This is a genomic window from Streptomyces sp. NPDC058001 (assembly GCF_042886315.1).
In the GTDB taxonomy this organism is placed as follows: Bacteria; Actinomycetota; Actinomycetes; order Streptomycetales; family Streptomycetaceae; genus Streptomyces.
The window spans coordinates 17,948-30,196 of the sequence record NZ_JBHVQT010000011.1 but is presented as its reverse complement, the minus strand read 5'-3'; the positions used below and the strand labels follow the sequence as shown (position 1 = coordinate 30,196).

Annotated in this window: 12 protein-coding genes, 1 tRNA gene and 1 pseudogene; 7 read left to right on the top strand and 7 right to left on the bottom strand. The window is 69.1% G+C overall.

Annotation, left to right across the window (positions count from 1 at the left end; all coding sequences use genetic code 11):
- Positions 1-38: 38 nt before the first annotated feature.
- Complete coding sequence (locus ACFVT5_RS26800) at positions 39-875, bottom strand: glycerophosphodiester phosphodiesterase (RefSeq protein ID WP_389893092.1); 837 nt, start codon at positions 873-875, stop codon at positions 39-41.
- Positions 876-1,188: 313 nt separating this feature from the next.
- On the opposite strand from ACFVT5_RS26800, the gene ACFVT5_RS26795 reads away from it, so the two are divergent.
- Together ACFVT5_RS26795 and ACFVT5_RS26790 are read left to right on the top strand one after the other, a co-directional pair.
- Positions 1,189-2,682, top strand: a complete 1,494-nt coding sequence (locus ACFVT5_RS26795) for a S1C family serine protease (RefSeq protein ID WP_389893089.1) — start codon at positions 1,189-1,191, stop codon at positions 2,680-2,682.
- Between the two features lie 42 nt (positions 2,683-2,724).
- Positions 2,725-2,811: transfer RNA gene (locus ACFVT5_RS26790), tRNA-Ser, on the top strand.
- A gap of 146 nt (positions 2,812-2,957) precedes the next feature.
- Here the strand turns inward: ACFVT5_RS26790 and ACFVT5_RS26785 are convergent.
- The 4 genes and pseudogenes from ACFVT5_RS26785 to ACFVT5_RS26770 form a co-directional block, all read right to left on the bottom strand.
- Positions 2,958-3,149, bottom strand: a complete 192-nt coding sequence (locus tag ACFVT5_RS26785) for a hypothetical protein (RefSeq protein WP_389893086.1) — start codon at positions 3,147-3,149, stop codon at positions 2,958-2,960.
- Between the two features lie 37 nt (positions 3,150-3,186).
- Positions 3,187-3,345 (bottom strand): annotated as a pseudogene (locus ACFVT5_RS26780) (GntR family transcriptional regulator); the annotation flags it as partial.
- 17 nt (positions 3,346-3,362) lie between these two features.
- Positions 3,363-3,707, bottom strand: coding sequence for a hypothetical protein (locus ACFVT5_RS26775; RefSeq protein ID WP_389893083.1), 345 nt, complete (start codon positions 3,705-3,707; stop codon positions 3,363-3,365).
- Between the two features lie 249 nt (positions 3,708-3,956).
- The gene (locus tag ACFVT5_RS26770) at positions 3,957-4,691 is read right to left on the bottom strand and encodes a hypothetical protein (protein WP_389893080.1); all 735 of its coding nucleotides are present in this window, start codon (positions 4,689-4,691) and stop codon (positions 3,957-3,959) included.
- A gap of 234 nt (positions 4,692-4,925) precedes the next feature.
- On the opposite strand from ACFVT5_RS26770, the gene ACFVT5_RS26765 reads away from it, so the two are divergent.
- Entirely contained in the window at positions 4,926-5,354 is a 429-nt protein-coding gene (locus ACFVT5_RS26765; RefSeq protein ID WP_389893077.1) for a DUF6086 family protein, read from the top strand.
- Between the two features lie 18 nt (positions 5,355-5,372).
- Here the strand turns inward: ACFVT5_RS26765 and ACFVT5_RS26760 are convergent, their stop codons facing one another.
- Positions 5,373-6,761: a glycosyltransferase family 39 protein gene (locus ACFVT5_RS26760; protein WP_389893074.1), complete on the bottom strand. Its 1,389-nt coding sequence runs from the start codon at positions 6,759-6,761 to the stop codon at positions 5,373-5,375.
- Positions 6,762-7,072: 311 nt separating this feature from the next.
- On the bottom strand, positions 7,073-7,951 hold the full coding sequence (locus ACFVT5_RS26755; protein WP_389893071.1) for a bifunctional DNA primase/polymerase: 879 nt from the start codon (positions 7,949-7,951) through the stop codon (positions 7,073-7,075).
- Positions 7,952-8,302: 351 nt separating this feature from the next.
- Between ACFVT5_RS26755 and ACFVT5_RS26750 the strand changes: the two genes are divergently transcribed.
- From ACFVT5_RS26750 to ACFVT5_RS26735, 4 genes are all read left to right on the top strand, one after another.
- Positions 8,303-8,614 carry a hypothetical protein gene (locus tag ACFVT5_RS26750; protein ID WP_389893068.1) on the top strand — a complete coding sequence of 104 codons (312 nt, stop codon included), beginning with the start codon at positions 8,303-8,305 and terminating at the stop codon, positions 8,612-8,614.
- A gap of 314 nt (positions 8,615-8,928) precedes the next feature.
- Positions 8,929-10,092 carry an acyl-CoA dehydrogenase family protein gene (locus tag ACFVT5_RS26745; protein WP_389893065.1) on the top strand — a complete coding sequence of 388 codons (1,164 nt, stop codon included), beginning with the start codon at positions 8,929-8,931 and terminating at the stop codon, positions 10,090-10,092.
- On the top strand, positions 10,089-11,051 hold the full coding sequence (locus tag ACFVT5_RS26740; RefSeq protein ID WP_389893062.1) for a bifunctional MaoC family dehydratase N-terminal/OB-fold nucleic acid binding domain-containing protein: 963 nt from the start codon (positions 10,089-10,091) through the stop codon (positions 11,049-11,051). The genes ACFVT5_RS26745 and ACFVT5_RS26740 overlap by 4 nt, the downstream gene beginning before the upstream one ends.
- The gene (locus tag ACFVT5_RS26735; protein ID WP_389893059.1) at positions 11,051-12,166 is read left to right on the top strand and encodes an acyl-CoA dehydrogenase family protein; all 1,116 of its coding nucleotides are present in this window, start codon (positions 11,051-11,053) and stop codon (positions 12,164-12,166) included. Before ACFVT5_RS26740 ends, ACFVT5_RS26735 begins: the two co-directional genes overlap by 1 nt.
- Positions 12,167-12,249 lie beyond the last annotated feature (83 nt).

Here is a 12,249-nt window from a genome sequence, read left to right as displayed (position 1 = left end):
ACGGAGCGAACGCGCCGGTGCACTCCCCGTAGTCGCGGCTACAGGCGTCCCAGCTGGGACAGCACCTGCCTCGGGCGGTTGGTGATGATCGCGTCGATGCCCAGCTCCACGCAGAGAACGACATCCTCGGGCTCGTTGACGGTCCACACGTGGACCTGGTGCCCGGCGCGCTGGAGGCGTGCGATGTACGCGGGGTGATTGCGCACGATCCGGAGCGAGGGTCCCGCGATGCGCACGCCCCGCGGCAGCCGCCCGTCCCGTAGGCGGGGAGACAGGAACTGCACCAAATACACCGTCGGCAGGCCCGGTGCCGCCGCCCGCACCCGTTGCAGCGACCGCGCCGAGAAGCTCATGATCCGTACCGGGGACGTCTCCCCCGCGCGCGGGGCGTCGAGTCCGAAGCGCTTGAGCTGCACCAGGAGCCGTTCCTCGACCTGTCCCGCCCAGCGTGTGGGGTGCTTCGTCTCGATGGCCAACTCGATACGGCGCCCCGCGTCCGAGACGAGTTCCAGCAGCCGTTCCAACGTCAGTACGGACGTGTCCGCGCGGTCCGGGCTCGCCTCCCAGTCGGGGCTCTCCTCCCAGCCCGGCCCTTCCTGTCCCTCGGAACGCCTCTTCCAGGAGCCGAAGTCGAGGGCGGCCAGCTCGGACAGTTCGAGCGCGGACACGGCACCGCGGCCGTTCGACGTACGGTTGACGCGGCGGTCGTGGACACAGACAAGATGACCGTCGGCGGTGAGCCGTACATCACATTCCAGCGCGTCGGCACCGTCCTCGATGGCCTTCTTGTACGCGGCCAGGGTGTGCTCGGGAGCGTCTTCGGAGGCTCCTCGGTGGGCGACGACCTGGATCGGGTGCTGTCGTGCGTGGGTCACCGCGTCATGGTGCCATCGAGAACGGGTACGCGCGCGTAGTGGGTGGTTCTGCGGGCGGCCCGCGGGCGGCGTGCGGGCGGCTCTGCGGGGACCTTCCAGTGGCCTTCTGGGGATGCGTCCGTTTCGTCCGACATAAAGGATGGCATCGGACGCACAGGAACGTCTTATGGTGCCCTGACGGCCCGTGGGAAAAGCTGACCGCAGACAAAAGCGCAGCGGGACAGTGCAGCGGGGTGCCCATATGGCCCTGTACGACGCCATATGGACCCGTATGACAACCGACAGAGACAGCAGTGGACCGAGGAGAAAAGCTGTGAGCACCGAGAACGAGGGCAACCCGGTACCCCCGGCCCCGTCCGCACCTCCCGTGCCGGTGGACACTCCCGCAGCTTCCGCGGACACCGCGCAGGGCGCCGCCCCGGAGGCCCCCGCCGGGGCGGACGGCACGCCCGCGTACCCGGACAGCCCCCCGGCGCGCGTGGATGAGACGGCTACTCAGGCGGCCCACTCGGCGGACGCCCCGGACCCCGCGTCACCGGCCGACCCGGGCTCCCCGGCCGCCCCGCAGGGCGAGTGGCCGCCGCCCGCGCCCCCGGCGGTCCCGGCGTACGCGAACGAAGGCGGAGACGGATCGGGCCCCGGCGGCTGGGGCTCCTCGTACCAGCCGCCCGAGCCCAAGCCGGGCGGCCGTCGCGGCGGACTCGTCGCGGCGGTGGCCGTCGCGGCGCTGCTCGCGGGCGGCATCGGCGGCGGCGTCGGCTACTGGGCGGCGGAGCGCAACGACGACACGTCCAACTCGACGACTGTCTCCGCGGCGGACACCCCGGACGCGCCCAAGCGCGACGCGGGCACGGTCGCGGGCGTCGCACAGGCGGCACTGCCCAGCGTGGTCACCCTGGAGGCGCAGGGGGGCAACGGCGAGGGCAGCACGGGCACCGGCTTCATCTACGACACACAGGGCCACATCCTCACCAACAACCACGTGGTGGCGTCCGCGGCCGACGGCGGAAAGCTTTCGGCGACGTTCTCGAACGGCAAGAAGTACCAGGCCGAGGTGATCGGCAAGGCGCAGGGCTACGACGTCGCGGTCATCAAGCTGAAGAACGCCCCGTCGGACATCAAGCCGCTCCAGCTCGGCAACTCCGACAAGGTCGCGGTCGGGGACACGACCATCGCGATCGGCGCGCCCTTCGGCCTGTCGAACACCGTGACGACGGGCATCATCAGCGCCAAGGACCGTCCGGTGGCCTCCAGCGACGGCGGCAACAGCAAGGCGTCGTACATGAGCGCGTTGCAGACGGACGCGGCGATCAACCCCGGCAACTCCGGCGGCCCGCTGCTGGACGCGCGGGGCGCGGTCATCGGCATCAACTCCGCGATCCAGCCCGCGAGCAGCGGTGGCGGCATGGGCGGCTCGGGTCAGTCGGGCTCCATCGGCCTGGGCTTCGCGATCCCGGTCAACCAGGCGAAGACCGTCGCGCAGCAGCTCATCAAGACCGGTCAGCCGGTCTACCCGGTGATCGGCGCCTCGGTCTCCCTGGACGAACAGAGCGACGGCGCGACGATCACCCAGGAGGGCGCGGGCGGCTCGAAGTCGGTGACTCCGAACGGCCCCGCGGACAAGGCGGGTCTGAAGCCGGGCGACGTCATCACGAAGCTGGACAACACGGTGGTCGACAGCGGCCCCACCCTGATCGGCCAGATCTGGACCCACAAGCCGGGCGACACGGTCAAGATCACCTACGAGCGCGACGGCAAGGAGCACACCATCGACGTGGTCCTGGGCGAGCGCAAGGGCGACAGCTGACCGGCTAGTCTTGTCCCCGCGCCGCCCCACGGGCCGGCGCGGGGAGGCGTGCCCGAGCGGCCGAAGGGAACGGTCTTGAAAACCGTCGTGGCAGCGATGTCACCGTGGGTTCAAATCCCACCGCCTCCGCCCAGGTCAGCGTAGACGCAGGTCAGAAGGGGTGCCCCGACTCGGGGCACCCCTTCTGCGTGGGTGGGGTGTCTCACCCTGGATCGCCCGTATCCCGGGTGTGACCAGGGCGTGCGGCCAACCTGTGGCCAGGCTGGCCGCACCGCTCAGCCGTCGCTATCGTCGGCCAACGCCGCGTCAATCATGCGGTTTGAGGTCTCCTGCTGGCCCCGGAGGATCTTGGCGTAGAACTTCCACAGCACGGCGGGACTGTGCCCGGCGCGACGGGCGACCTCGACCGGGTCCACCCCGGCTTTGATCCACAGCGAGACCCCAGCGTGCCGCAGTGAGTACGGCACCTTCGCGAACGGTGTCGCCGCGTCCTCAGCGGATAGGGCCGCTTCCCGCGCTGCCTTCCAGACGGCCGTGTACTCCGCCGTACTCCTGGCCGATCTGGGCGCGGGACGGGAGGCGGTCCCCCGGCTCCGACACGTGGTCCGCGATCCGCCGCCGGAGTTCGTCGGCCATGCGGAGATAGGGCGGTTGCTCAGGCATATGGAAAATCTAGTCCACTAATCGCTTTCACCCTGGTTCAACGCTGTTCCCCGCTCTATCTGGTGCGCTTGTGGTGCGGCAGTCGCGTCCTGGCCTGGTGCCGTCGGCTCATCGGCTCCGCCGTACAGGTTGGCGCGGAGACGCTCCTTCGCTGCTTCAAGCCGTGGGCCGTAGTCGGGCATGAAGATCTCACTCAGCGTCTTGTCCAACGTTCCTGAGATCGCGTAGATCGGTGACCAGACGGCTCGGTCGCGCACGATCCCTTCAAGGTCGTCCGACTGGAACATCACGTCATAGAGCCAGTCCGACAGCACGAACGCTTGATCGTGTGTGAGCCTGATGGTGATCGCTTCCTCATCCACGACCTCAACCTAGCGGCTTGACAGACGGCGTCGTGGGCCCGAGCTTCCATGGGCGGACCAACATGGTTTCCCAGTCTGTTGGTGGCTCGGAGGCGTGGGTGCAGGGACGTTCACTCCGTTCATGGGGGAGTCCCTTGCTGAGGTGCTGCTGGGCCTGGTCTTGTCCGAACGCCCGCCAACGGGGCTGAATGAGACGCAAACTGAGACGGCTGTCCGTCGGCACCGTCGGCGGTGCGGTTGAAGGACCTATCAGAAAGGGGGATGGACGTCGTAACCGCTCCACGTCTCGTCGGTCCGGGGCGATGGTTTGTGCTCCGAGTCGCAGAACGCGTACCGCTCTTGTCGGACCTCTAGTCCCGTGGTGTCCTCACCCCAGCTCGTCAGGGCTTCGATCGACCGCTCGCGGTACTGCCACAGCGCGCTTGCGGCCAGAACTTTCCGCAAGAGAGGGATCAGGGCAACTCGATGATGGAGCAAGCGGGGGTCGTCCAGCAGCGGGATGCAGGCGGAGACGGCTGCCTCGCGTACGTGGATGTCTGGGTCGTCGAAGAACGCGGACGTGGAGTGAAAGAGCTGCGGTCGAATACGGCAGATCTCGACGTACGGCGGGTACTCCTCTGGCGGGAAGCCGAAACGGCGGCTGCTCGTTGCGGCTTCGTCGCCTGCCCCATTCGCGACGGAGTTAAGCCATCCCAGCAACTCGGCGCGCAGCGGCCCGGGAAAGCTGTGAGGGTCCTTCTTGACGGACCACAGCGAGCGGGCATCGTCGAGGATCCCCGCCACGTACACGGCGGCCGGGGCCGTGGCGGTGAACAGGGTGTTCTGGTGGTGAACCACGTGATGCAAGTCGTCCAGCGCCCGGGACCGTACCCCTTCACCCACGTCGAGAAGACCAGTCAGCATCTCGGGGACATCAGCGGCCGGCCCATAGGCGTGCTCCAAGGCACTCCAGCACGTTGCGGCCAGAACTTCCGCGGGATCCATCGGCTCGGCGAACTCCTGGGTCGAGGGTCACGCAGGGAGTATGGCAGCGCTCGTAAAGGGTTCAGACTCAGCCGCTGGGCGATCACTCTACGACCCATCCGGCGTGACAGCGGCTGGCGACCGTGATGCCGCCAGTCTTGTGCACCTTTTGATCCGTAGCTCTATGCAGAGCGGTCACCATTCGTCAGCGGCGTTCGATGGGTCGTGTTCGATGGACAGTAGCGAGGTGCCTTTGTGAGTCAGTACTACGACCTGGGTGAAGAGACCCTGTGGAATCCGTCCAACGGTGCCTCTCGGCTGTTTCGGCGGCAAGTGGCTGTGCATGAAGCCGAGCTGGGGTTGCCGTCCGGGATCGGGCCCATGGAGAACGACGAGTGTCAGATCGGGGTCGCCGAACTCGCCGCCTTTGTCGACGCCCTGCTGACGCGGCACCGCAGGACGAGCCATGCCGTGATACTCGCCCTCTCCGAGGGGTTCGTCGTCACGGTGCTCGTGCTCGCGGAGAGGGCCGGGATCGAGGTGCGGTGGACGTCGACCGACCCCCACGCGCTGGAGGGGCTCCGGGACATCCAGGTCCCGATGCGCCAGGCCCTCGACGACGAGGCGTGGGCGACCGCGCTGCGCGGGAAGGTTGGCGAACTCAGTCGGTTCATGCCGCGCTGAGCCATTGGCCGTCATGCCTCAGCTCGGTGCGTCGCAATGGCCGGGGCGGGCGAAAAGGACCACCTGGGCCCCCTTGACCTCGGTACGGGAGCATTCCGTGAAGAATTGGTCGAGCATCTGTCGTTTGGTGACCTCTTCCGGGTATGCGTCCAGGGGCTGACCCTTCGGGTCCATCAAGGCCACGATCCGCTTGCTGTTCAGCATGTTGCGGCGAATATCTTCCGCGGAGAGTTCCGTGCCCTGGAGCGTGGTCGATTCCACCGGTGACTCGCGGAGTGCCAGGTCCTTCAGGGGTGCGTAGTCCTTCACATAGGACAGGGCCCACTCTCTGCGGCGCGCGGGCATATAGAGAATTCCGTCCCCCTTCGACGACGCTTGGCGGACCTCCTCGGCGATCGCCGCGACATCGTCTTTCCGGCTTTCCGGCGTACGCATCTGAAGCGTGACCGGAACGAGCGCCGTAATGACGACGAGGCCGAACGTCCAGAGTGCCCAGGGTTTGCGCCTGGCCAGTACATCGAGTGCTCCGGCCATCAGCAGGGCCAGGCCGATCTGCGAGAAGAGAACGTATCTGTCGAGGTAGACCGGGTCCCGGAGAGAGGCCAGGAGCAAGGCCGCCGTCGGGAAGATCAGCAGAGGGAGGGACAGTTTGGGGAGAGTGAGGGGATTCCCCTCGGGCCGCTCGGGCCGCTCAGGCTGCTCGGGCCCCACGGCCCCGGAATGGTTCGGATGCCGCGCCGCGACGATCTTCGCGCAGAGCAGGCCGATCGCCGTCGTCACGCCGATGACCAGCCACTCCCGAGGCTTCGGCATACCGATCCAGGAGACCTGGCCCGACTGCCCGAGGCTGAAGAGGACGAGTGGGAGCGTGAGGGCGACGGTGGCCGCCGCCGCGATGATCCATTGACGTCGGACTCGGGCGGAAACCGACGACATCGCCAGCGTGATGCCGTGGGCCAACAGGCACAGTACGGCGAATTCGTGGAGCAGTACGGCAGCGATGAGCGTCGCGGAATATGCCGTCCAGAGGCGCGCCGAGGGAGCGTCCATGGCTCGGACGAAAAGGTAGGTGGAGATTCCGGCGAAGGCGCACACGAGCCCGTAGGAACGGCCCTCCTGCGCGTACATCTGGACGAGGGGAATCAGCGCGAAGGTCAGGCCGCTGAGGATTCCCGCGCGGTTTCCGGTGAGTCGTCTTCCGGTCAGGGCGACGAATCCGCAGCACACGCTGATCGCGAGGACCGAAGGGAGGCGTAACGCCCAGAGCCCGCCGTCCCACACGGAGAAAACGGCGTGCATCAGGAAGTAATAGGCACCGTGCACGGCGTCGACATGATGCAGCAGAGCCCATATCTCCGGAACGCTTCGATGGGCCACCTGATAGGTGACCGATTCGTCGCGCCACATCGATCCCTCGCGTGAGATCCCCCAAAGATTGAGTGCGAGCGCGAGCAATGCCGGAAAGGCGAACACGGCCGCGGGTGACACCCTTTCGCCGGGTGTATCGGGCACCCGCGAATTCCGTGCAATTTCCGCCGCGTGTTCCCTGGTACCGCTCGTCATGCCCGCAACTCCCCCGCACTGTCAGATACGCGCCCGCACGTCCTTCGCCGGCGCCCGCCCGCCGCCAGCCTCGCACGGCGTCACCGACATGGGGTGCCCTCTACGCGCGCGTGCCCGACGAGGCGTGCCCGGAAGTGCCCTCCCGCGCGCGTGCCCTACGGATGGTTGCCGGTGAGGCGGGCCGCCGAGGCGATGGTGGCGCGGGCCTCCCGGTCCGTGAGCCCGGTATGGATGGCCGCGTCGACCAGCGACTCCAGGAGTTCGTGCCCGATCCCGTTCTCGTACGCGCGGCAGGCAGCCCAGAACAGGCGTGTGTTGCGCTGGCCCTCGTGCGCCGCGAGGACGAACTGCACCAGGCCCTGGCCGTGTTGCGGATCCGGTGGCACCGGTGCGGGCCGATGCGACCGGGACGGGGGCGTGAGCAGCCGCAGCAGCGCCGGTGGACACGGCGCGGGCGGCAGATGCGCCGTACCCGGGACCGTGCTGTACACCCCGTGCTCCGTACGGGACCCGGGGCCGACGAGATAGCCGCCCGCGCCGCGCACGTCGATGCCGGGGGCGAGTCGGCCCGCCGAGTTCGGAACGACCACGTCCGGTGGGCCGGACAGCCACACATGACGGCCCCCGCTCGGCGTGACGACCACCACCGTGTCCGGAATCGTGAACAGATGGCGCAGCGCCAGCTCCCGCAGGGCGGCCGACGAGTCCGTACCGGACTTGGTGTCGAGGTCGACGCCGATGAGGTGGTGCGGCGGCAGCCCGCACGCGATGCCGTATCCGCTCGCCCAGGGCGCGGCGGCGAACAGTTCGCGGATCCGCCGGGGATCGGTCGTCGCGTCGTACACGCCGTGCCCCGGGCGTCCGCACTCGCCGCGGCACAGGGCCGGCTCGGGGTCGTCGCGGTGGGGGGAGCGCAGCGCGGGGAGCTTGGCGCGGGAGAGCGGGATGACGGCCAGTCCGCGTTCGGCGGCGGACAGGGCATGGGCGAGGGCCAGGGTCGCGGGGGGCACTGCATGCCGGTCAGTGGTGGCCATGCCCTCTATGTTCGTACACATGTTCGATGAAAGGAAGGGTGGCGCGCCCGGGAACGGCCATTCGCCGAGAATGTGCCGAAACGCTTCCTCGCGTGCGGCGCCTGGGTCACGGAAGTGTCGCCACACTGATCCCGCACTTTGGGGGCATGAAGGGCGTTTGCCGACTTGTCCTCACACTTGCGAGCGAATCAGGGCATCCAGGCTGGTTCGCGGGGGATTCGGTGGGCAACTCTGATCTCGCGACGTCGTGACCCATCCCGAGGCGGTCGGCCAACTGCCCGGAAACAAAACGTACTTCTCGTACTTCCCGGTTCTCACCGGTGTGTACATCCGGTTCTGGAGGAATCTGACATGGCAAGCATCCGTACCGCTCGCGTTCTCGCCGCCGTCGCCGCCGTACCCCTGGCGGCAGCCCTGTTCTCGGGTGTGGCCAGTGCCGACAACGGCTCTTTCGCGAACGACGGATCGAACGCCGCCGTGGCGAACATCGTCGGCAGCGGTGTCGACGGCAGCAACCACGGCAACTCGTCCACCACACAGCAGCAGGCGGTCGGCTCCGGCGCCTCGAACCAGAACAACACCGCCCAGGTGAAGGGCTCGGCGTTCACGGCGATTCACCAGTCGAACGAGAACACCAGCGTCCACTTCAAGAAGCTTTGGTGAGCCGGCGGCCAGCCAGGCCGTGACGGCCTGACCGGCCGCTGAACGGCCGCTGAACGGCCGAGCAGCCGAGCGGCCGAGCAGCCGAGTGACTGAAGCGGCTGAACGCTTCAGGTAGGAAGGCCCCGCCCCGGCGGCGGCTTCATGGGGTGGCATGAACGTCCGCGCGGCGATGCTTCGGCATCGCCGCGCAGGCGTGTGTGGGGCGATCACATAGTGCGCACGGGCGAGGCGGGTGTGACCTGTTGACACCCGACGGCATCTGACACACAGTCAGAAACTCGGTACGAGCCCGCTCTACGAGACGGAGAGGCCCCGTGCACCTCGCCCCCACCGAACGCCAGCGTGAGCTGCGCGCGGAACTGCGCGCGTACTTCCGGCGCCTGATGCCCGACGGGCCGCCTCCGGCGACGGACCCCGCGCGCGGGCGCGCCCTGCTGCGCCGTATCGGATCCGACGGACTCCTCGGACTCGGCTGGCCCGTCGAGTACGGAGGCCAGGGGCGCGGCGCCGATGAGCAGTTCGTCTTCTTCGACGAGGCCCATCGCGCGGGCGCGCCCGTGTCCATGGTCACGCTCAACACCGTGGGGCCGACGCTCATGCGGTACGGCACCGAGGAACAGAAGGCCGCGTTCCTGCCGCGCATCCTCAGCGGCGACCTCGTCTTCGCCATCGGGTACAGCGAGCCGTCGGCCGGGACGGATCTCGCGTCGCTGCGGACCCGGGCCGTCCGGGACGGCGACTCCTGGGTCATCGACGGGCAGAAGGTCTTCACCTCCAACGCCCAGAACGCCGACTGGATCTGGCTCGCCTGCCGGACCGACCCCGAGGCCCCGAAGCACCAGGGCATCTCGATCATCCTGGTCCCGACGGACACGCCCGGATTCTCGTGGACCCCGATCGAGACGGTCGGCGGCCTGACGACCACGGCCACGTACTACGACGGCGTCCGGGTCCCGGCCGGCCGGCTCGTCGGTGAGGAGAACGGCGGCTGGGGCCTCATCACCAACCAGCTCAACCACGAGCGGGTCGCGCTCGCCGCGATCGGCATGCAGGCCGAGGACTTCTACGCGGCGGCACTCGCCTCGGCCCGCACTCCCGATCCGGTGACAGGGCGGCGCCGTGTTGACGAGCCGTGGATCAATTTCCGGCTGGCCGAAGCGCATGCCCGGCTGGCGGTATCGCGCCTGCTCAACTGGCGTTTGGTGGGGGATGTCGGGGCGGGCCGGCTGGCCCCCGGAGACGCCAGCGGCGTGAAGTTCGTGGGAACCGAATCCGCGGTCGAGGTGTACCGAATATGTCAGGAGATCGTGGGGGAGGCCGGGTCGATCCGGGCCGGTTCGCCGGGGGCGTTCGGGGACGGCGAGCTGGAGCGGATGAACCGCGCGGCGCAGATCAACACCTTCGGGGGAGGGGTGAGCGAGGTGCAAAGGGAGATCGTGGCGACGATGCGGCTCGGCATGCGGAGGGGGCGGCGATGAGCGAGTACGAGACGTTGTGGAAACGGGACGACATCGGTGAGCCCGCCGATGTGTACGGCCGGTTGAAGGAGTTCGAGGGGCGCCCGGCGGCGACGGCGGGCATCGCCAAGGACCTGGTGAACGAGGCGATGATCCGGCACTGGTGCGAGGCGATGGGCGACACCAACCCGGCGTACACCGGGCCGGACGCCATCGCGCCACCGACGATGCTGCAAGCCTGGACGATGGGCGGCCTGTCCGGGCACCAGGGGCGGTCGGCGGCGTACGACGAACTGTTCGCACTCCTCGACGCGGCGGGCTGCACCTCGGTCGTCGCCACGGACTGCGAGCAGGAGTACGTCAGGCCACTGCGGCCCGGCGACGAGATCACGTTCGACGCGGTCATCGAGTCGGTGTCCGAGCGGAAGACGACGAAGCTGGGGACGGGCCACTTCGTCACGACCCGCATGGACATCAGAGCGGGCGGCGAACTGGCGGGCACCCACCGGTTCCGCATCCTCAAGTACGCCCCCGCGGCGCCCGGCGCGCGGCAGACCCGGGTGCCGGAAGCGGCCCCTGTCCCCCGCCGGCCGAGGCCGGTCGTCAACCGGGACAACGCCGGGTTCTGGGAGGGCGTATCCCAGCACCGTCTGCTGATCCAGCGCTGCGCCGCCTGCGCCGCACTCCGCTTCCCCTGGCTGCCCGGCTGCGGGACCTGCGGATCCCAGGACTGGGACACGATCGAGGCGAGCGGCCAGGGCACGGTGTTCTCGTATGTGGTGATGCACCACCCGCCCTTCCCGGCCTTCGACCCGCCGTACGCGGTCGGGCTGATCGAACTGGCGGAGGGCGTGCGGATCGTCAGCAATGTGGTGGGGGTGCCGCCCGACAAGGTGCGGATCGGGCTGCCGGTCCGGCTCGCATTCCTGCGCGTGGACGACGAGGTGGAACTTCCCGTGTTCCGAGGGGGTGAGGGCTGATGGACTTCACGCCCACGGAGGAACAGACCGCCGCGCGCGACCTGGCGGCGCGGATCTTCGGCGACCTGTCCACGCACGAGCGACTGACCGCGGCGGGCACCGGCACGGACGGGGAGCTGTGGAAGGCCCTGTGCGCCGCGGGTCTACCGGCCGCCGTCGAGGAGATCGGGCTCCTCGGACTGGTGCTGCTCCTGGAGGAACAGGGCAGGACGACGGCTCAGACACCGTTCGCGGCGAGCTGTGTGTACGGGCTTCTCGCGGTGACGGCCCATGGCTCACCGGAGCAGCGGGAGCGGCTGCTGCCGGGGATCAGGGACGGCAGCGTGGTGGTGTGCGGGGCCTTTCCGGCGCGGGCGGGGGTACGGGCTCGTGGCGCGGGGACCGATGAAGCGGCGGGGAGCGAGGGGGCGGCGGGGATCCTGAGTGGCCTCGTCCCCGTGGTGCCGTGGCTGCGTGACGCGACCCATGTGCTCGTGGCCGCCGAGGACCACGGCCTATGGATCGTGCGGACCGCCGACGCGGGAGTCGAGCCGGTCGAGCTGACCGCACCCTGGTCGGCCGGGCGCCTGGTCCTGGACGGGACACCGGCCCAGCGGCTGGGGACGACGGCCGGACCGAACGAGGGGCCCCCGCCGATCGCCGGCCCACTTCCGGCCGACCCGTACGACGACGTGCTGGCCACCGCCCGTACCGCCTTCGCCGGGCTGCAAGCCGGAGTCTGCGCGGGGTCGCTGGCCCGAGCGGTGGAGTACACGAACGTACGCGAGCAGTTCGGGCGCCCTCTCGCCGCCAAACAGGGGGTCCAACTGCGGGCGGCGGACGCGTACATGGACACCGAGGCGATACGGGTCACCGCGTATGAGGCGGCGTGGCGACGGGACGCGGGGCTGCCGTACGCGACCCATGCGCTGACCGCGGCCTGGTGGGCGTCGGAGGCGGGGCGACGAGTGGTGCACGCGGGCCAGCATCTGCACGGCGGTATGGGAGCGGACCTGGAGCACCCGGTGCACCGGCACTTCCTGTGGGGACGGCAACTGGACGCGTATCTGGGCCCCGGGGGCGAAGTACTGGCGGAGTTGGGTGAGTTGATCGCGAAGGGGGAGGGGACGGAATGACGGAGACACGGGCGCCGGACGGCAGTACGCGGGCGCCGGACACGCCAGGGGTGGCGCCGGGTGCGCCGCGGGTCGGTGACGAG

Bases quoted from the DNA above. Each gene is read 5' to 3' on its own strand.
- ACFVT5_RS26755 (WP_389893071.1), bottom strand. From the start codon at position 7,951: ATGGCCACCACTGACCGGCATGCAGTGCCCCCCGCGACCCTGGCCCTC.
- ACFVT5_RS26770 (WP_389893080.1), bottom strand. From the start codon at position 4,691: ATGGATCCCGCGGAAGTTCTGGCCGCAACGTGCTGGAGTGCCTTGGAG.
- ACFVT5_RS26740 (WP_389893062.1), top strand. From the start codon at position 10,089: ATGAGCGAGTACGAGACGTTGTGGAAACGGGACGACATCGGTGAGCCC.
- ACFVT5_RS26750 (WP_389893068.1), top strand. From the start codon at position 8,303: ATGGCAAGCATCCGTACCGCTCGCGTTCTCGCCGCCGTCGCCGCCGTA.
- ACFVT5_RS26735 (WP_389893059.1), top strand. From the start codon at position 11,051: ATGGACTTCACGCCCACGGAGGAACAGACCGCCGCGCGCGACCTGGCG.
- ACFVT5_RS26760 (WP_389893074.1), bottom strand. From the start codon at position 6,761: ATGTGGCGCGACGAATCGGTCACCTATCAGGTGGCCCATCGAAGCGTT.